The sequence below is a fragment of the Neisseria sp. P0019.S003 genome, from assembly GCF_051957115.1.
GTDB classification, from domain to species: Bacteria; Pseudomonadota; Gammaproteobacteria; order Burkholderiales; family Neisseriaceae; genus Neisseria; species Neisseria flavescens_D.
Map to the genome: position 1 here is coordinate 304,467 of NZ_JBQCWT010000003.1, position 19,827 is coordinate 324,293.

Here is a 19,827-nt window from a genome sequence, read left to right on the forward strand (position 1 = left end):
ACGTGTTGGACACGTCCTTTTTTATATTTGTCAGTATCGAGGCCGTCTGAAGACAGTTGATGGCGGGCGGCATGAAAAAAGGACGCATAAAGCGTCCTTTATGGAGATTAAACCCTGTATTACTGGTTTTTCTCGATGATTTCTTTGAGGTGAGGCATAGGGCTGTAACCGCTTTGGCTGCGACCGTTAGGGAAGACCACGGTCGGTGTGCCGTTGAAGCCGAATTGTTCGCCCAATGAAGTGGTTTCCGCAACAGGGTTTTCGCAGTTTGCTTTGCCGCTTGGGAGCTTGCCTTTGCGCATCCAGTCGATCCATGCCTGGGTCGGATTAGGTTGGCACCACAACAGCTCGGCTTTGCGCGCGGCATCAGGGTGCAGGCTTGGAATCGGCATCATGAAGGTATAAATCGTGATGTCGGTCATTTTTTCAAACTCATGCTCCAAGCGTTTGCAGTACGGGCAGTCCGGATCGGAGAAAACAGCGACTTTCAGTTTGCCGTTGCCGCGAACTTCTTTGATGGCTTTGTCCAAAGGCAGGGAAGCGAAGTCGATTTTGTTCAAATCGGCGGCGCGTTCTTCAGTCATGCTTTGGCGCGTGTTGACGTTGATGAGGTCGCCAACAAGCATATAGTCGCCTTTGGCATCGGTATAGATGATTTGTTTGCCGCTGACGACAACTTCGTAAATGCCTTTAATCGGTGTTTCACTGACGCTCAAAACTTTCAAATCTTGGGCGGCATAGACTTTTTCCAAACGCGCTTTCAAAGAAGCGGCAACGGATTTGTCGGCAGGCGCTTCCGCTTTGGCAGCCGGTGCAGGAGCCGCGTTGGCATTGGATACGGCAGGTTGACCGCATGCCAACAAAGGAAGGACGGCAAACGGCGTTAAGATTTTGATTAACTTGGTTTTCATGCGAGAGACTTGCGTGTGTTGAAAGTAATGCATTGTATCAAACCTCCGTCATGTCTGCATTGTACTCAGGCTCAAATTATCGTCTGAAAATAGCTTTCGGCTGTTAAAATACGAAAAAATAATTTGATTGTTTGTATGTTCTACCACCGTATTGCCGTAAACGTGCCGCTTTCAGACGGCCTTTTGACTTATTCCCATTCCGAGCCGCTTCCTCCGGGAATGCGGGTGCTTGTGCCTTTTCGCAATAAAACCGTGGTCGGGATTGTGTGGGAAACGGATATTGCGCCCGATATGGATACGGCGCGGATTTTGAGTGTTCAGACGTCCTTTGTGGAAGAAAAGCCGTTGCCTGAAAGCTGGCGTGATTTGTTGGCGTTTACGTCGCGTTATTACCACTATCCGACCGGGCAGGCGGTGTTTGTCGCGCTGCCGCAGGGTTTGAAGGAAACGCGTGCGGTGGAAATGCCGCAGTCGCCGTTGTTTTATGCGTTGAACGAAGCGGGCAGGGCACAAACGCCGCCGCCGGCGCGGTTCAACAAAAAAGCGGCTTTGTGGGACGCGCTGCTGTCGGGCGGGATGACGATGGCGGCGTTGAAGCAGGTGAACGCGCAGGCGGCAAAATTAATCGAAGATTGGGCGGAACAGGGTTGGATTGAAACGACGGAAGCGGCGAAACCCGTTTTAAGGTCGTGCCACGGGCAGGCTTCGCACTCTGAATTTGTATTAAATGCCGACCAGCAGAAGGCTTCCGATGAAATTCAGACGGCCTTTGGTAAATTTCAACCGTTTTTGCTGTACGGTATTACCGGCAGCGGCAAGACCGAGGTATATTTTGATGCAATGGCGAAAGTGTTGGCGCAGGGACGGCAGGTGTTGTTTCTGTTGCCCGAAATCAACCTCACGCCGCAGCTTTTGAAGCGGGTGGAAAACCGTTTTGCCGACGTACCGACCGCCGTGTTGCACAGCCAGATGGCGGCAGGCAAGCGCACGCAAGATTATCTGCGCGCGATGTTGGGGCAGGCTAAGCTGGTGATCGGCACGCGGCTGGCGGTGTTCACGCCTTTGCCTGATGTCGGGCTGATTGTGGTCGATGAGGAACACGACGGCTCGTTCAAACAGGACAACGAATTGCGCTACCACGCCCGCGATTTGGCGGTGTGGCGGGCAAAACAGAGCGGCTGTCCCATCATATTGGGCAGTGCCACGCCCAGCTTGGAGAGTTGGCATAAGGCGCAAAGCGGCGCGTACCGCCTGCTGCAACTGACCGAACGCGCCCATACCGCCGCGCAACTGCCGCAAGTAGAAATTCTCAACGTAGGCCGTCTGAAACTAGACAATGGCTTCTCGCCGCAAGCCTTACAGCTTTTGAAACAGAATTTTGAAGCAGGCGGCATGTCGCTGGTGTACCTCAACCGGCGCGGCTTCGCACCTGCGCTGTTTTGCGGCGACTGCGGCCATACCTTCGGCTGTCCGAACTGTTCCGCCAAAATGGTGCTGCACCAACGCGCCCGCCAACTGCGCTGCCACCACTGCGACCACCGCGAACCCATTCCGTTCAAATGCCCCGACTGCGGCAACCAAGATCTGACCGCCGTCGGCCACGGCACACAGCGCGTCGAAGGAACCCTGCGCGCCTTCCTGCCCAAGGCCGCCGTCGTCCGCGTCGATAGGGACAGCACCGCGCACAAAAATGACTGGGCGGATTTGTATCGCCGCATCGCCGACAATGAAATCGATATTCTGGTGGGCACGCAGATGCTCGCCAAAGGCCATGATTTCGAGCGGCTCAACCTTGTTATCGTGTTGAACGCCGACGGCAGCCTGTACAGCGCGGACTTTCGCGCGCCGGAAAGGCTGTTTGCCGAGCTGATGCAAGTGTCCGGCAGGGCGGGGCGCGCCGACAAACCCGGCAAGGTGTTGATACAGACCCAGCTGCCCGAACATCCTGTCTTCGCCGCCGTCAAAGCGCAGGACTATGCCGTGTTTGCCGAAAACGAATTGAACGAGCGGCAAATGTTTTCTATGCCGCCCTTCGGTTTTCAGACGGCCGTCCGTGCCGATGCGCCGCGCGTTGCCGATGCGATGGAATTTCTCAACGCCGCCAAAGAAACCCTCGCCCCGCTTTTGCCTGAAAGCGTCTCCCAGTTTGGCGCCGCTCCGATGCTGATGGTACGTCTTGCCGAACGCGAGCGTGCGCAAATTTTCCTTGAATCAACATTCCGACAAGATTTGCACCGCGCCGTGAGTTTGTGGGTGCAGGTGTTGCAGCAAAACCGCGACGGTAAAATCAGATGGTCGGTGGATGTGGATGTGCAAGAGGCTTGATTGAAATGGTTCAATCAATAAGGAAATAAAAGGCCGTCTGAAAATCTGTTTTCAGACGGCCTTAAGTTTTTGAATCGGTTTAGAAGAATTTTGCAGCGATATAGCCGAGTGCAAGCAGGCTCAAAACGGCGAATACGATAGCCATTGTAAGCAGAAACTGTGTTTTCTTCCTCGCTGCAAGTGCGGCCAGCTCAGGATTTTGGCCTAACTCTTCGCGTAATTGGGATTCCAATTCGGCGCGGATTTTTTTGCGCAGCTTTTTCTCTTCCTGCTCGCGTTCATATTTGAGCTTATGGGCAATTTCGGTTTGTTTTTTATGCTCGAAAGAGATTTTTTCCTGCCATTCAATGCGTTTGCGCTGGATGGCCAGCTCATTTTTTTCTGTCAAATCAAAGTGGCAGGTTTTACATTCCTGTGCGTCTAATTCGTCAATAATCGTCATGCAGACGGGGCATTGGATTGGGTCGGGAGTATTGGCTGCCGACACAGTCTCTTCTTCAACCGCTTCCAATTCCATAGCCTGACGGACGATCACGTCCAAACCTAAATAGCTGAAGTAATGCTGCGCATTTTCGCGCTCGTCTTGGGTGCATTTTTCGGCCACAATGGCTTGCGGACGTTCGGCCAAGGCTTGAATCAGGCTCTCGACTTCGTTTTCAGGCAGGTTCTCATACAGGCAGGCGTGGATGAGCTCCCTATCCGTGTTCGGCGGATAGGAAACGTATACGTCGAAAAATTTTTCTTGTTTGCTCATTGATATCCCATGAGTATTTCGACTGCGTCAACCAAATGGGTTTAGCCTAATGTTTTGTTCTTGTGTTTGAGCTGTCTTGGCTTGTGATACGAGCCAGAACAGAGGCTGCAGTCTCAGGCAGACCAAGTACGGTTTGCCTTTGTGTCGTTAATCGGCTGGACAATAATTTTTTATTTATATGGAAACATGCATGTCCAATGTTATGTCTATTGTAGAGTAAATATTCACGCCCGATATTATTATTATAAGATAAATCCAATATTGTTTAAAATAAATTCACACAAAAGGCCGTCTGAAGATACAGACGGCCTGTTTTTCATGAAGAAACGGATTGTTTATACGGAGAAGGACGAGCCGCAACCGCAAGTCGTTTCGGCATTCGGATTGCGGATGACGAATTGAGAACCTTGCAGGCTTTCGGTGTAGTCGATTTCCGCACCAACCAGATATTGGTAGCTCATTGGGTCAACCAAGAACGTCAGGCCGTTTTTCTGGATTTCAAAATCGTCGTCGTTTTTGATTTCATCAAAGGTAAAACCATATTGGAAGCCGGAGCAACCGCCGCCGTTGACGAATACGCGCAATTTCAAATCGGGATTGTTCTCTTCGGCGATCAGGTCGGCAACTTTGGTGCAGCAGCTGTCAGTAAAGATAATAGGGCTTTCGTCTGACATGATGTGATTCCTTTTATATGAATATTTTTACTATTGTCGCGCAAACCGTTAGTCAAGGCAAGTTTGTGCAGACAGGGTCTGCCAGCTTACATGGAGGGCATGGCAGAAATTTCAAGCACCAGTATGTCAGATTTAGATGCTTCTGCCAAACCATTCTACACGGCCGATGATGGCAACGTCGTCGGTCGGGTTTTTCAAGTCGATTTCAAAAGTAGGGTAGGCTTCGTTGGCGGAAATGACGTTGACGATGCCGCCGGGTATCAGTTGCAGGCGTTTGACTAAAAGGTTTTCGTTGAGGCGCAAAACATAGAGGCCGTCGCGCGGCGTGGTTTGGCCGTGGTTGATGAGGATGGTGTCGCCATCATTAAGCACGCCTTCCATCGAGTCGCCTTTGACTGAGATAACGGAAAGGTTTTTGATGTCGCGCGTCACATAATTTTCTATCCAATAGCGTCGGAACGCCATGGCGAACATGGGCTGTTCATCGCCGACGAGCTGGCCGTGTCCGGCCGCTGCTTGGATGTCGTAACGCGGTACGAAGACAAATTCGTCTATATCGACAGGGTTGCCCAGTGTGTCGGTTGCCGTGGCTTTTGGGGCTTCGGAATCGGGGAAGGGAGAACCTTCGCCTGTCAAAAGCCAGTCTATGCTACAGCCTTTAAGTTGTTTGATTTTTTTTAGCGTTTCCGATTTCGGCAGGCCGCCTTCGTTCCAGATACGGCTGAATCCGGCGATGGTCATATCGATGTCGGCGGCAATTTTGGCTTGGCGGGCTTCATCTTTCCATAAGAAAGCCAGGCGGTCTTTAAAGGTATCCATGTTTATGCCTTTATGGAGGTATGTTTTTTATATGGTTTGGACGATTTGAGTGTATTTTACCTTAGTTTTTATAAAATTGTAAGAAAAAAATTACTCAATCTAAGAAAAAGTATTGCATATTTTATTTTTTCTTAGTACTATTCGTTTTGTCTTAGATAAATCGATATTTCTAGTTTTATATTTGATTTTTCTTAGTTTGGTTTTATTTGGTTTAGTTTTTCTGACTTGAACCTGCTATATGATTATGATGAGAGGTGTGAAATGACTCGTTCGCGTAAAAATATTTTTTGGGTGCTGCTGGCGTTGGTGCTGGGTTTTTTTGCCCTGCCTTTCGGATCTTCGGAAGCGCATGAAGCGGACGGTAATTTGACGGCTTCGGAATGCGAACGCTTGGGCAGTTTGAGTCTGGATCAGATGGACGGCAGGCTGCTTGCCTTCGCCAAAGAATGCGATATGGTGGAGGCTACCCACGATTGGGAGCAACAGTACGGCAACTTGAATGAAGAAGAAATGCTTGCCGGCGTGGTGTATGAGTGATGTTTGTGAATAAATTGATAAAGGCCGTCTGAAAAACCATTGTTTCAGACGGCCTTGTGTTTTTAATAAGGATGATATTAAGGCATCAATGGTGCATTAGTCAGGCCGGTGGTTTCGGGCAGGCCGAACATAATGTTCATATTCTGCACGGCTTGACCGGCTGCGCCTTTAACCAAGTTGTCGATGACGGAAAGAACAATCCACACATCGTCTTGATCGGGCGCTTTTTGAACGCTGATACGGCAGAGGTTGGCGCCGCGCACGCTGCGGGTTTCAGGTGTCGAACCTGAAGGCAGGATATCGACAAAAGGACTGTCGCGGTAGTATTCGCGCAGTAAGGCTTCGGGATCGGTATGTTCTTGCAGGTGCAGATACAGGGTGGCATGCATACCGCGTATCATCGGAACAAGGTGTGGCACGAAAATCAGGCCGTCTGAAACATGGTCTTGCAGTCTGGACAGGGTTTGTTGGATTTCAGGCAAATGGCGGTGGCCGCTGACGCCGTAGGCTTTGAAGTTTTCACCTGCTTCACACAATAGGGCGTGGGTACTGGCTTTGCGGCCTGCACCAGAAACACCGGATTTACAGTCGGCAATCAGCGGCGCGTTGGCTTTCAGACGACCAGCCTGAAGCAGCGGCAATAAGGGCAGAGAAACGCAGGTAGGGTAGCAACCCGGATTGGCCACCAGCATGGCTTTGGCGATGTCGTCTTTGTAAAGTTCGCACAAACCGTACACTGCTTGGGAAACGAGTTGCGGCGCTGCATGGGTCATTTTGTACCATTGTTCCCATGTGGGGATGTCGCGGATGCGGAAGTCGGCAGATAGGTCAATCACGCGTACGCCTTTTTCCACAAGGGCCGGTGCTTCTTTCATGGCTACGCCGTTGGGCGTAGCGAAGAATACGAGGTCGCAGAGGTCAAGCCCGGCCTCTTCGGGCGTTTGGAATGCAAGGTCGTAAATGCCGCGCAGGCTGGGGAAGTAGTCGGCAACCGCAATACCGGCTTCGCTTCGGCTGGTGACGGCAGTGACTTCTGCGTTGGGGTGGCTGCTGAGCAGGCGCAACAATTCGACGCCTGTGTAACCGGTTGCACCAACGATACCAATTTTAATTTTTGTGGTCATGGTGTGGCTCCTTTGTAGGGATGACAATGCGTTTGATTATATAGTAATTAATTGCAGTCGGTCAGCGATGCTTGTGCCAAGCTTTGCAAGGGACGGTTAAACAGGCCGTCTGAAATATGGCATGAATAATATTCGAGAGCGGGTTTCAGATGGCCTGAGCGTTTGGAAAACGCAGTTTGCGGTTCGATTTGTCTGTTGATTTGTGGTGGGTGTTTCGTCTTTATCCTATCCATACGAACACAAAATAAAAATGTAAAAAAATGCCCCCGGGTTGGAGGACCGGAGGCAAGTATCCAAGGAATAGCTCTCATCAATAAGAACTAGTTACTTGGTACTATATTCCTTGTTGGAGTTGAAAGCAAGTACTTTGCACATTTTAACATTTAAATAATTTTTTCATTTAAATTCAGTGAGCTATCAGATAGGGCTCGAATCCTGAGATGATGGTAATAGAGGATAGGCTAGGAACAATTAAAACGGCAGGTATCAGTGATTGGGAGCAGCCATACTCTGAGCATTACTCTGATGTGTGTGTACATGGCCATATTGATTGAGTCGGTCGGGGGTGAAAGCTGAAACCTTCTGACTAACCGAGTTGAGCTAAAGTGAGGCCTTCTTCAAACTGATTGATAAAATAGCTGAAAGGCATGAAATGCGTGCTCAGATGAGGAAGGGTTTGATTTTAAATATAAATTTCCAAATCATTTATTTCATTCAATTTTGATATTGTTAAACCATCGGGCCAAAAAAAGGTTGCCATCGGAAGGGGAGCCGTTGGCAACGAATGGAGGTGGTAATGCAATGAAAGCTAGATATAAGGAGTAGCACCAAACTAGATATAAGTAACTATATCGGAACTGTAAGAAAAATCAACAGACGTTGCCTGTTACTGGCAAAAATTTTTAGTCGACTTGCCTAAAATCAACTTTTTGAGTAATTGCTTGGTTTGTTGATGTAGATATTAGTATTGGTAACTCTAGCTGAATTTGTTTCTAGGCCGTCTGAAAATTGTCGGGGTTGTTCGGCTATAATGCTGTTTTGGTTTTTTAAGGCCTTCGCAAAAATACGGTTTCGGGGTTTTAGGCTGAATGTGTACCCGATATGTTTGCAAAGGTTTGGGGTATGAGGAGAATGAGATGAAGAAAGTTTTGGTGTTGCAGCATGGGGGGGTGGGCACTTGCGATTGGTCGGCGTTTGGTGGTTTGGTGTCTGCGCCATTAGGAAAGTCGGTGTTGCGTGTGCCGGTTGATGATGATTTTGAATTGACGGACGAGATGCGTGCGGCGTTGATTGCGCAGCAGATAGATGGCGCGGTGTTGCCGGATGTGGCTTTTGCTGATTTGGGACTGATTGTCAGCGATATGGATTCGACGCTGATTACGATTGAGTGTGTGGATGAGATTGCGGCCGGTGTTGGGCTGAAGGATGAGGTGGCAGCGATTACGGAGCAGTCGATGCGTGGCGAGCTGGACTTTGAGCAGTCTTTGCGCAAGCGTGTGGCTTTGCTGGCCGGTTTGGACGAGCGCGTGTTGGAAGAGGTGTACGAGAATGTGTTGCAGCTGTCGCCGGGCGCGGAATTTTTGTTGGAAGAGTGTAAACGGAATGATGTGAAGTTTATGCTGGTGTCGGGCGGATTTACGTTCTTTACGGAACGCCTACAACGGCGTTTGGGCTTGGATTTCCATTTTGCGAATGTGTTGGAAGTGGAAAACGGCAAGCTGACAGGCCGTCTGAAAGGGCGGATTATCGATGCGCAGGCTAAGACGGATTTGTTGCGTGAATACCGTGAGCGTCTCGGTTTGGCTCCGTGGCAGGTGGTGGCGATGGGTGATGGTGCGAACGATATTCCGATGATATTGGAAGCTGGATTCGGCATTGCTTATCGGGCGAAACCGAAAACTGAAGCGAATGCGGATGCGTGTGTGCGCTTTGGTGGTTTGGAACGGATACGCGGTTGGTTTGCGTAAACCGTTTGAGGATGTTTGTCAGTCAGGTTATCTGAACAATCGGGAAACCGGTTTTCAGACGGCCTGATGTTTTATAAGGCGATAAAACGGTAGCCTTCGGCATCGACTTCGAGAATGGAGGCGTAATTGTCGCGCCAGTCACCGAGTACGATGCGGGTGTAATCGGCGTTGCGGTGGATGTTTTCGCGGTGGGTATGGCCGTGGATGAGCAGGGGCGTGTGGAAGCGTTGGACGGTTTCGTGGGTAAAGGCCGGATTGACATCCATAATGTCGGCGGTTTTGTATTGTTTGTCCTGTTTGCTCTGCTTGCGGATTTTGGTGGCGATGTTCAGTCGGAGTGTGAGCGGCAGGAGCAGGAACAGACGTTGCAGCCATTTTTGATGGACGTTACGGCGGAATTTTTGATAAGAATGGTCGTCGGTGCAGAGGGTGTCGCCGTGACAGAGCAGGGTGGGTGTGCCGAACAGGTCGATAACGGCGTACTCGGGCAGTAAGGTCATGCCGGTATCGCAGGCGAAGGCTTTGCCGATGAGGAAGTCGCGGTTGCCATGGATAAAATAGCAGGCAATGCCGCGCTCGGTCAGGCCGCGGATGGTTTGTTTGATGGTTTGAACCAAAGGGCTGTTTTCGTCATCGCCGATCCAAAAATCGAAAAGGTCGCCAAGAATGTATACGGCTTGGGCGTGAACGGCTTTTTCTTGGATAAATTTTTGGAAGAGTGCGGTCAGCTGAGGATGGGATTCGCTCAGGTGTAAATCGGCGATGAAGTAAATCGGCATGATGATGTGGGGCGTATGGGAAGGGTTTTATTATAACTTGGGTTGCCGCGTTTGGATTTGGGCTTGGTGTTTTTCGTTGTAATGCGGTGATTTTATTGTTTTGATTAGGTGTGATAAAGGCCGTCTGAAACATTTTTTCAGACGGCCTTTCCGGTTTATTGGGCTTTGCCCTGATAGGTGATTTGTTTCAGCGTCTCTTCTTGGTACAAATCGCTGATGGGGACGGTATAGAAGAATTCGTTGCTGCGGACAAAGCGGTTGACCAAGTCTTTGTCGAGATGGAGGACGTGGTGCCGTAGTTTGTTTAAACCTTTGAATATCATGGTGCTCCAACGCATATAGCCGTCTGAATTGGGGCGGATGTCGTTCATGGCATCAAGGGCGAGAAGTTTGCGGTTTTGTTCTTCTTTATCCAAAGGATGGGAATAGATGCTTTGGAAGTAAAACGGTTGCTCGGAGGACGGCGGCAGGCTGAGGGAAGACCCTACTTTGCCGATAGGGAAGTCGTCGCTCAGATAATGTATGGTGTGCAAAAACAGATTGCCGCGGCGGTAATCGATTTTACGCAGGGCTTCGATGGCGGCCAGCGCAGTATGTTGGTGGTCGGGATGCGTATCAATATTGGGGGACGGCGTCACGATAATATCCGGCTGGAACGTTTCTATCAGATAGCCAAGGTTGTCCACCAAACTGGTCCAAGTCGAGCCGGGCTTGAGGTGTTTCGCCAATGGGGAGGTGTTGGCACGGCGGAAAATATCGACATCGGTTGTATCGATTTTGGTCGATTTAATCTCTTTTTTCGGATTTTGGCGCATGGCTGTCAATGTGCTGTCGAAGTAGCCCAGTTGTAGGATGTTTTCAGACGGTACACCGGCCAAAAGGGGAACGGTCAGGCTGTTCCAAACACGCATTCGGCCTTTTTGCAGATATTGTGCCTGAGTATCGCAGTCGCATGTGCTGTAAAGATTGCCATAGTGAAAGCTGCCGCCCTCGCTGGCGGTTAAAGTGCAGATCATTGAATTGGCCGCGTGTTTTTCATACAAACCGTATGCGCTGAGTTCCGCATCGTCAGCATGAGGCGCGAGGACAAGGATTTTTTTACCGTCGAGGTTTTCACGCGGATAAACAGAGAGTTCGATTTCTTGGTCGGGCAAGGACAGGTATTTGCCTTCCAAGCGGATGGTTTTGTCGCTGTCGGAGAAGGTGTCGCTCAGATTGATATAGCGCACGCCTTTTGCGCCGTATTCGAAATATTGCTTCCATTTGCCTTTAGATGAAATGGTTTCGATAAAAGGCAAGAACAGCAGTCCCATCCAGTTGGACTTGATACGGATTTTGGCAATGATGGTATCCCGTCCGTTGACAGTGGCGGGCAAGGTTAGGCTGCCGCCTTTGAGGGTTGCATGCGCGGTAGAGGGGAGGGAGGGGTAGTTATAGTCTTGGTGTGTGTTATAGGCAAACTGTTTTTTGTGAATAATTGAAGTAATAATAAACAACAAAATAAAAAAAGTCAGTATCAGCCCCGTCAGTATCAGAAACATTGTTTGGTTCCTTTATTGTTGTAACAGTCATGATAGTGCTTGTGGAGCTTATTTGTTTGTTTTTCTTACAAACGGTTGTTTTTTATACTCTAACGTCATTAAAGTGAACGTTTAAAATAAAACAGTTTGCGAGTTGATTATATATAAACGATCAAAATGTAGAAAGGCCGTCTGAAAAGTTTGAAAGAAATTTCAAAAATTTCAGACGGCCTTGATATTTTAAAGGTTAAGCCGATAAATTATGCTTCTTTTGTTTCAACTGCTTTCTGACGCAGACGCAGGCTCAGCTCGCGAAGTTGTTTGTCGTCGACCACATTAGGTGCATTGGTCAGCAGACATTGTGCACGTTGTGTTTTCGGGAAGGCAATCACGTCGCGGATAGATTCGGCACCGGTCATCAGGGTAACCAGACGGTCGAGGCCGAATGCAAGGCCGCCGTGAGGAGGCGCACCGAATTTCAGGTTGTCCAAGAGGAAACCGAATTTCTCTTGTTGCTCTTCAGGGCTGATTTTCAGCGCAGCAAACACTTTCTCTTGTACGTCTGCACGGTGGATACGGATAGAGCCGCCGCCGATTTCCCAGCCGTTCAATACCATGTCGTAGGCACGGGCCAGGCAGTTTGCAGGGTCGGAAACCATCAGGTCTTCATGACCTTCTTTAGGCGCGGTAAACGGATGGTGTACGGCAACGTAGCGGTCGGCTTCTTCGTCGTATTCGAACATTGGGAAGTCGACAACCCACAAAGGTTTCCATTCGTCTACGAAGTAGCCGTTGTCTTTACCGTGTTCCAAGCCGACTTTGATACGCAATGCACCGATGGCTTCGTTCACGACTTTGGTTTTGTCCGCACCGAAGAAGATGATGTCGCCGTTTTGTGCACCGGTACGCTCGATGATTTCTTTCAGGGCGTTTTCAGACAGGAATTTCACGATTGGAGATTGCAGGCCGCTGTCTTCGCCGTTGGAGAGGTTGCTGATATCGTTTACTTTGATGTATGCCAGACCTTTCGCGCCGTAGATGCCGACAAATTTAGTGTATTCGTCGATTTCTTTGCGGCTGAATTTCGCACCGTTAGGCACGCGCAGAGCGACTACGCGGCCGCCTTTCATGTCGGCTGCGCCACGGAAGACTTTAAATTCTTCCATTTTCATCAGGTCGGTCAACTCGGTGAATTTCAAGTTGATGCGCATGTCCGGTTTGTCAGAGCCGTAGTAGAACATGGCTTCAGAATAAGGCATGCGTGGGAAGTCGCCCAAATCTACGTTCAAAGCATCTTTGAAGACTTGTTTGGCCATGCCTTCAGTGATGTCCATGATTTCATCCTCGTTCAGGAACGAGGTTTCCAAGTCGATTTGAGTGAATTCAGGTTGGCGGTCGGCGCGCAGGTCTTCGTCGCGGAAACATTTGGTGATTTGGTAGTAACGGTCGAAACCCGCCACCATCAACAGTTGTTTGAATAATTGCGGCGATTGAGGCAGCGCGAAAAACTCGCCCGGATGAACGCGGCTCGGCACGAGGTAGTCGCGCGCGCCTTCAGGCGTGGAGCGGGTCAGCATCGGGGTTTCGATGTCGATGAAGCCTTGTGCGTCCAAGTAGCGGCGAACGCCCATGGCCACTTGGTAACGCAGGCGCAGGTTGCGTTGCATGGCAGGACGGCGCAAGTCGATAACGCGGTTGGTCAGGCGAACGTTTTCGCTGATGTTTTCGTCGTCGATTTGGAACGGAGGCGTAGCGGCAGCGTTCAAAACTTCGATTTCTTTGGCAAGGATTTCGATTTTGCCGGAAATCATTTTGTCGTTGGTTGTACCTTCAGGACGGTTGAGTACGCGGCCGGTAATGCTCAAAACATATTCGTTGCGGGAAGAGTCGGCAGCGGCAAATGCTTCCGGAGTGTCAGGGTCGATAACGACTTGAACGATGCCTTCGCGGTCGCGCAGGTCGATAAAAATCACACCGCCGTGGTCGCGTCGGCGGTGTACCCAGCCTTTGACGGTAACGGTTTGGTCTAAGTATTGCTCGCTGATAAGGCCGCAATAGTTGGTACGCATAAAATCACCTTTTTATATTGTTCAATTTGAAAAGAAGGAAAGGCCGTCTGAAAAAAAGAAGACCTTAATTGTTGTGTTCGGTATCACCGTCTTTAGACGGTTTTTGGGCAGGTAGGGCTTTAACCGGCAAGTCGTCCGGCATCACCATGCCCAGCGAAATTACATATTTCAATGCCTGATCCACACTCATGTCCAGCTCGCGAACGTCGCTTTTTTTAACCATGATGTAATAGCCGCCGGTCGGGTTGGGCGTGGTTGGGACGTAAACGGAAATATAGTCGTCATCTTGCGGCAGGCTGCCTTTGAGTTTGGCGGGGATATGGCCGGAAACAAAGGCTATCGTCCAAATGCCCGGCTGCGGAAAGGGAACCAGTACGGGGGTTTTGAACGAGCGGCTGCTGTCGGAGAGCAGGGATTCGGAAACTTTTTTAACGCTGGAGTAGATGGATTTGACGACGGGAATGCGTCCCAAAAGGCTGTCCCATGCGCCGAGAATCCGTCTGCCTAATACGTTGGCGGCGAATACGCCGGTAACGAACAAGACGACTGTGGCGGCGACGATGCCCAAGCCGGGTATGTTGAACCCCCAGAAATGCTGGGGCTGCCAGCTTTCCGGTAATAGGTTGATCAGTTTGTCGGCGGCGGAGATGATATAGCTCATCGCCCAGATGGTTACGGCAATCGGCAACCAAACCAGCACGCCTGTAATTAGGTATTTCTTTAAAGCCTTGGCGATTTTTCCGCTTTCGGCTGCGGCTTCTGTCATCTTTGTTTCATTCCGGCAAGTTTTGCCCAAACTTTGCATTATACGCGTTTGGACGCTAGGAAACGAGTATTTTAAACGAATGGCTTGTTTTGTTTCATTGTTTCAGACGGCTGCCTTGATTGCAAAGGCCGTCTGAAACAATATGGGGGTCATTTAGATGCCGTCCCAGTCGTTGAACATCAGGCCGAAGCCGATGCCGTTTTGTTTGTGGTTGTAGTCAATCAAGCTTTCGCCGTAGCCGTGGAAGCCGCGGACAACGCCTTTGAGTTTGCCTTTGATGGGGAAAGTATAGGCCGCTTCAACGGCGCCGCGTCCGCTTTTCGGGTTGTAACGCAGGATGGAATAAACATTTTGTTTGTCATTGAAGCGGTATTGGACTTTCAAGTCGCCGTAGCCCATGTATTTGTTGATGTCCGGATTATCGTCGTCGTCCCCTTTTTGGTCGAAGGCACGCATCCAAACTCTAGGGATGACGGTCAGCTTGCCCCATTCCATGCCGGCCATGGCGTAAACCCGGTTCCATGAGCGTGATTCGGGGCGGCTTTGACCGTTGGATTGGTGAACAAAACCTGCGCCAACCATACGCAGTTTGCCGCCGAAAGGCAGGTCTGCTTTAACAGGTTGGGTAATGAAGATTTCGGGCTCGTAGTCGGTGTTGCGGAACGGAGCGGATTTGCGGCCTTGGTTGAAGATTTGCCAGTCGGATTTTTGGGTGTAGCCAAACCATACGTCGGCACGGGTTTTGAATAAATCTTCGGCAATCTTGCTTTTGAAGGAAACCTGCATTTTAGTTTCGAGGCGTTTTTGCTCGCTGAATTTTTCCTGTGTGGTTACGCCGCGGCTGGGGGATTCCGGGTAATAGTTGGGGCTGCTGTTGTACCAAACGGGCATGAGGTACATAGGGTTGTGTTCGCGTACGCTCAACAGGCCGCGTGTGTCGTTTTTATCCAAATCGTACATCAGGCTTAAAGGTGTGTAGCTGTCGGCAGTTTCGCTTAATACGTCGTCTGAAATATTCGGATGGGTAGGGTTGTCGAATACGATGGCCGCTTCTTTTTTCTCAATGCTCTTGCGCACGCTTTTTTCGAGGTCAACCAGTGTTTTGGCGGTTTCAGTTTGTGCTTGCGGCAGTGGGGATTGAGGGGGGAGTTGCGCCGAGTAGATGTTGTCGTAACATGCCAAACGGGTGGCGTTGTCTTGAATGGTGGTGCAGTGTAGGGCAGTGTCGGCGACGGCCAGTGGGGCGGCGGCAATGAATCCGATACTTAGGGAATGTTTCAACATCTTGTTCATGAGAGTTTCCGTTGTTTTCAGACGGCCTGATGAAAGGGTAAATGGTTTTATTTAGTCAGTTTGGAGTGTGAATACGGCAATGCCCCTGAAAGGCAAGACCTCAGGGGCATCGTATCAGCTCGATTATCCTGCTTTGGTTGTCAGGATTTCCGGCATCTGCGTCAGTATTAAGCCAAAGCTTTTACTTTAGCAGACAGACGGCTTTTATGACGGGCTGCTTTGTTTTTGTGGAATACGCCTTTGTCAGCGATACGGTCGATGACTTTAACGGATTCTTGGTAAACTGCTTGAGCAGCAGCTTTGTCGCCGGCTTCAACTGCTTTTAACACTTTTTTCACAGCGGTACGGAATGCAGTACGCAGGCTGGCGTTGTGGGCGCGTTGTTTAACCGACTGGCGGGCACGTTTGCGGGCTTGTGCGCTGTTTGCCATATTGAATATCTCCTGAAAAATAAATTCTGTAAACGCGCAATTTTAAAGACAGATTTCCTTGTATGCAAGCTTTTTCTCTATAAACGCGCGCAAATCAGCCGTATTTTGCCCAAAAACGACAGCCGGTGCAACGCTTTTGGTAAAAAGATGGTGTTGCTTTGCCTTATTTCAATAAAAATCAGATGGATATTGCTTTGCGTTTGCTTACGTTTCTATTACAATAGCCTAACTCTGCGCCGGGGTGTTTATGGGGGGCAGGGTTTCTTATTTATTGACATTAACCACTCTTTCATCAGGAATCTGCCCGTATGAAAAAATCCGTATTAGCCGTATTGGCCGCATTGTCTTTGGCCGCGTGCGGCGGTGGCGAGAAAAAAGCCGAGCAACCTCAAGCAGGCAGCGCGCCTGCTGCCAATGCCGAAGCAGCCGCTACCGATACTTTGAATATCTACAACTGGTCAAACTACGTTGACGAAAGTACAGTCGAAGACTTCAAAAAAGCCAACAATTTGAAGCTGACTTACGATTTGTATGAAAACAACGAAACGCTGGAAGCCAAAATGCTGACCGGTAAATCCGGCTACGACTTGGTTGTGCCCGGTATTGCCTTCCTGCCGCGTCAAATTGAGGCGGGTGCATACCAAAAAATCAATAAGGATCTGATTCCGAACTACAAAAACATCGACCCTGAATTGCTGAAGATGTTGGAAACCGCCGATCCGGGCAATCAATACGCCGTTCCATACTTCTCAGGTGTGAATACGATTGCGATTACGGCGAAGGGCAAGGAGCTTTTGGGTGGCAAGCTGCCTGAAAACGGCTGGGATTTGTTGTTCAAACCTGAATACACCAATAAGCTGAAATCTTGCGGCATCGCTTTGTGGGATACCCCGAGCGAAATGTTCCCAATTTTGTTGAACTACTTGGGTAAAGATCCTAAAGGCTCGAATCCTGAAGATTTGAAAGCGGCGGCGGAAGTGTTGAAGTCTATCCGTCCTGACGTGAAACGTTTCAGCCCTTCCATCATTGACGAATTGGCGCGCGGCGATATCTGCTTGGCGGCAGGTAACGGCGGCGATTTGAACTTGGCCAAAGCGCGTTCCGAAGAAGTGAAAAACAACGTCGGCATTGAAGTGTTGACGCCGAAAGGCATGGGCTTCTGGATTGAATCTTGGTTGATTCCGGCCGATGCGAAAAACATCGCCAATGCCCACAAATACATCAACTACACGCTTGATCCCGAAGTGGCTGCGAAAAACGGTATTGCTGTAACCTTCGCACCGGCCAGCAAACCTGCACGCGAAAAAATGCCTGCCGAGCTGGTGAACACACGTTCTATTTTCCCGAACGAGCAAGATATGAAAGACGGTTTCGTCATGCCTCAAATGAGCGCAGATGCGAAAAAACTGTCTGTCAACTTGTGGCAAAAAATCAAAGTCGGTTCAAATTAATTGTGAGTTGATTGTTTGAAGCAAAGCAAAGGCCGTCTGAAATTTTTCAGACGGCCTTTTTGATCTTCCAATCTTTATCGTTTCAAAGCCAAAGTCAATACGCCTGCGGTTACCAAGCCTAAGCCTATCCACTCTTGCGTGCTTGGGCGTTCGTCTAAGAAAACGACGGCCATCAGGGCGACCAGGACCAGGCTGAATTTGTCGACGGGTGCGACTTGCGAGGCGTTGCCCAGTTGCAGGGCTTTGAAGTAGGCGAGCCAGGATGCGCCGGTAGCGAGGCCGGATAGGATGAGGAATGTCCAGTTGCGGCCGGTAAAGCCGTTCACGCCCTGCCATTTGCCGGTGTAGGTTAAAAACAGTACCAAAGCGGCGAGGATGACCAAGGTGCGGATAAAGGTGGCGAAATCTGAATCTATGCCCTGTAAACCCATTTTGGCGAAAATGGCGGTCAATGAGGCGAAGCCTGCCGATGCTAATGCCCAAAACAGCCATGCGTTGCTGCTCATGTTTTATTCCTTTGTTTCAAATTGTTGACAATATGAATCCGTTTGTTGATGAAATATCGAAATTTTCACTGCGGTTTGTCTTTGGAAAACGCTATAATAGAACTAATATTCTTTTTCTTCCAGTCGTCTTTATTGTATTGTTTCAGACGGCCTTTCCCTCTCTCAATAAAGGAAAATCATGAGCTTCAAAACCGATGCCGAAATCGCCCAATCCTCCACCATGCGTCCGATTGGCGAAATTGCCGCCAAGCTGGGTTTGAACGTTGACAACATCGAGCCCTATGGTCACTACAAAGCCAAAATCAATCCTGCCGAAGCATTCAAGCTGCCACAAAAACAAGGCCGTCTGATTTTGGTTACCGCCATTAATCCGACTCCTGCGGGTGAGGGTAAAACCACTGTAACCATCGGTTTGGCGGACGCATTGCGCCATATCGGTAAAGATTCGGTTATCGCTTTGCGCGAGCCTTCTTTGGGTCCGGTGTTTGGTGTTAAAGGTGGCGCGGCGGGCGGCGGCTATGCCCAAGTTTTGCCGATGGAAGACATCAACCTGCACTTCACCGGCGACTTTCACGCCATCGGTGCGGCGAATAACCTGCTCGCCGCCATGCTCGACAACCATATCTACCAAGGTAACGAGTTGAACATCGATCCGAAACGTGTGCTGTGGCGTCGCGTGGTCGATATGAACGACCGTCAGTTGCGCAACATCATCGACGGCATGGGTAAACCTGTTGACGGCGTGATGCGTCCTGACGGTTTCGACATTACCGTTGCCTCCGAAGTGATGGCGGTATTCTGTCTTGCCAAAGACATCAGCGATTTGAAAGAGCGTTTGGGCAACATTCTTGTCGCTTACGCTAAAGACGGCAGTCCTGTTTACGCCAAAGATTTGAAAGCGAATGGCGCGATGGCGGCATTGCTCAAAGATGCGATTAAGCCTAACTTGGTACAAACCATCGAAGGCACGCCGGCCTTTGTACACGGCGGCCCGTTCGCCAACATCGCCCACGGCTGTAACTCTGTAACTGCCACCCGACTGGCGAAACACCTTGCCGATTACGCCGTAACCGAAGCAGGCTTCGGCGCAGATTTGGGCGCGGAAAAATTCTGCGATATCAAATGCCGCCTTGCTGATTTGAAACCTGATGCGGCTGTTGTCGTGGCCACTGTCCGCGCTTTGAAATACAACGGCGGCGTGGAGCGTGCCAACCTCGGCGAAGAAAACCTCGAAGCCTTGGCAAAAGGTCTGCCTAATCTGCTGAAACACATTTCCAACCTGAAAAACGTATTCGGCCTGCCTGTGGTGGTTGCCATCAATCGCTTTGTGTCCGACTCAGATGCCGAGTTGGCCATGATTGAAAAAGCCTGCGCGGAACACGGCGTTGAAGTTTCCCTGACTGAAGTATGGGGCAAAGGCGGCGCGGGTGGTGCAGACTTGGCTCACAAAGTTGTCAATGCCATCGAAAACCAACCGAACAACTTCAATTTCTCCTACGATGTTGAGCTGAGCATTAAAGACAAAATCCGTGCGATTGCCCAAAAAGTGTACGGCGCGGAAGATGTTGATTTCAGCGCGGAAGCGTCTGCCGAAATCGCTTCACTGGAAAAACTGGGCTTGGACAAAATGCCGATCTGCATGGCGAAAACCCAATACTCTTTGAGCGACAACGCCAAACTGTTGGGCTGCCCCGAAGGCTTCCGCATTACCGTGCGCGGCATTACCGTTTCTTCCGGTGCAGGCTTCATCGTTGCGCTGTGCGGCAATATGATGAAAATGCCGGGTCTGCCGAAAGTTCCGGCTGCCGAGAAAATTGATGTGGACGCAGAAGGCGTGATTCACGGCTTGTTCTGATTTAGATTGATTTCGAAATAGATAAAGGCCGTCTGAAACCGAGGTT

Annotated in this window: 18 protein-coding genes; 5 read left to right on the forward strand and 13 right to left on the reverse strand. The window is 49.9% G+C overall.

Features of this window, described 5'->3' with window-relative positions:
• Positions 1-119: 119 nt before the first annotated feature.
• Complete coding sequence (locus tag ACTHTS_RS06880) at positions 120-911, reverse strand: DsbC family protein (RefSeq protein WP_004518838.1); 792 nt, start codon at positions 909-911, stop codon at positions 120-122.
• Between the two features lie 135 nt (positions 912-1,046).
• On the opposite strand from ACTHTS_RS06880, the gene ACTHTS_RS06885 reads away from it, so the two are divergent.
• A complete protein-coding gene (locus ACTHTS_RS06885; protein WP_440369606.1) occupies positions 1,047-3,236 on the forward strand; it encodes a primosomal protein N' in 2,190 nt (729 codons plus the stop codon).
• A 79-nt stretch (positions 3,237-3,315) separates the two neighbouring features.
• Here ACTHTS_RS06885 and ACTHTS_RS06890 read toward each other — a convergent pair whose 3' ends face one another.
• The 3 genes from ACTHTS_RS06890 to ACTHTS_RS06900 all read right to left on the reverse strand — a co-directional run bounded on the left by ACTHTS_RS06890 (position 3,316) and on the right by ACTHTS_RS06900 (position 5,483).
• Positions 3,316-3,990 (reverse strand): hypothetical protein, encoded by a 675-nt coding sequence (locus ACTHTS_RS06890; protein ID WP_440369607.1) that lies wholly within the window; start codon positions 3,988-3,990, stop codon positions 3,316-3,318.
• Positions 3,991-4,325: 335 nt separating this feature from the next.
• Entirely contained in the window at positions 4,326-4,664 is a 339-nt protein-coding gene (erpA, locus tag ACTHTS_RS06895; protein ID WP_003680162.1) for an iron-sulfur cluster insertion protein ErpA, read from the reverse strand.
• A 132-nt stretch (positions 4,665-4,796) separates the two neighbouring features.
• On the reverse strand, positions 4,797-5,483 hold the full coding sequence (locus ACTHTS_RS06900; protein ID WP_003680158.1) for a S24 family peptidase: 687 nt from the start codon (positions 5,481-5,483) through the stop codon (positions 4,797-4,799).
• A gap of 261 nt (positions 5,484-5,744) precedes the next feature.
• Here ACTHTS_RS06900 and ACTHTS_RS06905 point away from each other — a divergent pair, with 261 nt between their 5' ends.
• A complete protein-coding gene (locus ACTHTS_RS06905) occupies positions 5,745-6,020 on the forward strand; it encodes a hypothetical protein (protein ID WP_003748371.1) in 276 nt (91 codons plus the stop codon).
• A gap of 77 nt (positions 6,021-6,097) precedes the next feature.
• Here ACTHTS_RS06905 and argC read toward each other — a convergent pair whose 3' ends face one another.
• Together argC and ACTHTS_RS06915 are read right to left on the reverse strand one after the other, a co-directional pair.
• Positions 6,098-7,144, reverse strand: a complete 1,047-nt coding sequence (argC, locus tag ACTHTS_RS06910) for an N-acetyl-gamma-glutamyl-phosphate reductase (RefSeq protein WP_070645868.1) — start codon at positions 7,142-7,144, stop codon at positions 6,098-6,100.
• A gap of 47 nt (positions 7,145-7,191) precedes the next feature.
• On the reverse strand, positions 7,192-7,377 hold the full coding sequence (locus ACTHTS_RS06915; protein ID WP_440369608.1) for a hypothetical protein: 186 nt from the start codon (positions 7,375-7,377) through the stop codon (positions 7,192-7,194).
• Positions 7,378-8,280: 903 nt separating this feature from the next.
• Between ACTHTS_RS06915 and serB the strand changes: the two genes are divergently transcribed.
• Entirely contained in the window at positions 8,281-9,111 is an 831-nt protein-coding gene (gene serB / locus ACTHTS_RS06920) for a phosphoserine phosphatase SerB (RefSeq protein WP_440369609.1), read from the forward strand.
• 71 nt (positions 9,112-9,182) lie between these two features.
• On the opposite strand, the gene lpxH is transcribed toward serB, so the two are convergent.
• The 6 genes from lpxH to rpsT form a co-directional block, all read right to left on the reverse strand.
• Positions 9,183-9,893 carry a UDP-2,3-diacylglucosamine diphosphatase gene (gene lpxH / locus ACTHTS_RS06925; RefSeq protein WP_440369652.1) on the reverse strand — a complete coding sequence of 237 codons (711 nt, stop codon included), beginning with the start codon at positions 9,891-9,893 and terminating at the stop codon, positions 9,183-9,185.
• Positions 9,894-10,045: 152 nt separating this feature from the next.
• Positions 10,046-11,431, reverse strand: a complete 1,386-nt coding sequence (locus ACTHTS_RS06930) for a PIG-L deacetylase family protein (RefSeq protein ID WP_440369610.1) — start codon at positions 11,429-11,431, stop codon at positions 10,046-10,048.
• 239 nt (positions 11,432-11,670) lie between these two features.
• Positions 11,671-13,479 (reverse strand): aspartate--tRNA ligase, encoded by a 1,809-nt coding sequence (gene aspS / locus ACTHTS_RS06935; protein ID WP_440369611.1) that lies wholly within the window; start codon positions 13,477-13,479, stop codon positions 11,671-11,673.
• A gap of 64 nt (positions 13,480-13,543) precedes the next feature.
• Positions 13,544-14,245, reverse strand: a complete 702-nt coding sequence (locus ACTHTS_RS06940; RefSeq protein WP_314765825.1) for a DUF502 domain-containing protein — start codon at positions 14,243-14,245, stop codon at positions 13,544-13,546.
• A 153-nt stretch (positions 14,246-14,398) separates the two neighbouring features.
• Entirely contained in the window at positions 14,399-15,538 is a 1,140-nt protein-coding gene (locus tag ACTHTS_RS06945; RefSeq protein ID WP_440369612.1) for a phospholipase A, read from the reverse strand.
• 167 nt (positions 15,539-15,705) lie between these two features.
• Complete coding sequence (gene rpsT, locus ACTHTS_RS06950; RefSeq protein WP_002212556.1) at positions 15,706-15,969, reverse strand: 30S ribosomal protein S20; 264 nt, start codon at positions 15,967-15,969, stop codon at positions 15,706-15,708.
• A 308-nt stretch (positions 15,970-16,277) separates the two neighbouring features.
• Here rpsT and ACTHTS_RS06955 point away from each other — a divergent pair, with 308 nt between their 5' ends.
• Entirely contained in the window at positions 16,278-17,420 is a 1,143-nt protein-coding gene (locus ACTHTS_RS06955; protein ID WP_036492029.1) for an extracellular solute-binding protein, read from the forward strand.
• Between the two features lie 74 nt (positions 17,421-17,494).
• Here the strand turns inward: ACTHTS_RS06955 and ACTHTS_RS06960 are convergent, their stop codons facing one another.
• Positions 17,495-17,926 (reverse strand): EamA family transporter, encoded by a 432-nt coding sequence (locus tag ACTHTS_RS06960; protein WP_003680126.1) that lies wholly within the window; start codon positions 17,924-17,926, stop codon positions 17,495-17,497.
• A 178-nt stretch (positions 17,927-18,104) separates the two neighbouring features.
• Here ACTHTS_RS06960 and ACTHTS_RS06965 point away from each other — a divergent pair, with 178 nt between their 5' ends.
• Positions 18,105-19,781: a formate--tetrahydrofolate ligase gene (locus tag ACTHTS_RS06965; protein WP_070608530.1), complete on the forward strand. Its 1,677-nt coding sequence runs from the start codon at positions 18,105-18,107 to the stop codon at positions 19,779-19,781.
• Positions 19,782-19,827 lie beyond the last annotated feature (46 nt).

Coding starts and splice junctions, on each gene's coding strand:
- ACTHTS_RS06880 (WP_004518838.1), bottom strand. CDS start 911: ATGAAAACCAAGTTAATCAAAATCTTAACGCCGTTTGCCGTCCTTCCT.
- ACTHTS_RS06885 (WP_440369606.1), top strand. CDS start 1,047: ATGTTCTACCACCGTATTGCCGTAAACGTGCCGCTTTCAGACGGCCTT.
- ACTHTS_RS06890 (WP_440369607.1), bottom strand. CDS start 3,990: ATGAGCAAACAAGAAAAATTTTTCGACGTATACGTTTCCTATCCGCCG.
- erpA (WP_003680162.1), bottom strand. CDS start 4,664: ATGTCAGACGAAAGCCCTATTATCTTTACTGACAGCTGCTGCACCAAA.
- ACTHTS_RS06900 (WP_003680158.1), bottom strand. CDS start 5,483: ATGGATACCTTTAAAGACCGCCTGGCTTTCTTATGGAAAGATGAAGCC.
- ACTHTS_RS06905 (WP_003748371.1), top strand. CDS start 5,745: ATGACTCGTTCGCGTAAAAATATTTTTTGGGTGCTGCTGGCGTTGGTG.
- argC (WP_070645868.1), bottom strand. CDS start 7,144: ATGACCACAAAAATTAAAATTGGTATCGTTGGTGCAACCGGTTACACA.
- ACTHTS_RS06915 (WP_440369608.1), bottom strand. CDS start 7,377: ATGGATAGGATAAAGACGAAACACCCACCACAAATCAACAGACAAATC.
- serB (WP_440369609.1), top strand. CDS start 8,281: ATGAAGAAAGTTTTGGTGTTGCAGCATGGGGGGGTGGGCACTTGCGAT.
- ACTHTS_RS06930 (WP_440369610.1), bottom strand. CDS start 11,431: ATGTTTCTGATACTGACGGGGCTGATACTGACTTTTTTTATTTTGTTG.
- aspS (WP_440369611.1), bottom strand. CDS start 13,479: ATGCGTACCAACTATTGCGGCCTTATCAGCGAGCAATACTTAGACCAA.
- ACTHTS_RS06940 (WP_314765825.1), bottom strand. CDS start 14,245: ATGACAGAAGCCGCAGCCGAAAGCGGAAAAATCGCCAAGGCTTTAAAG.
- ACTHTS_RS06945 (WP_440369612.1), bottom strand. CDS start 15,538: ATGAACAAGATGTTGAAACATTCCCTAAGTATCGGATTCATTGCCGCC.
- rpsT (WP_002212556.1), bottom strand. CDS start 15,969: ATGGCAAACAGCGCACAAGCCCGCAAACGTGCCCGCCAGTCGGTTAAA.
- ACTHTS_RS06955 (WP_036492029.1), top strand. CDS start 16,278: ATGAAAAAATCCGTATTAGCCGTATTGGCCGCATTGTCTTTGGCCGCG.
- ACTHTS_RS06960 (WP_003680126.1), bottom strand. CDS start 17,926: ATGAGCAGCAACGCATGGCTGTTTTGGGCATTAGCATCGGCAGGCTTC.
- ACTHTS_RS06965 (WP_070608530.1), top strand. CDS start 18,105: ATGAGCTTCAAAACCGATGCCGAAATCGCCCAATCCTCCACCATGCGT.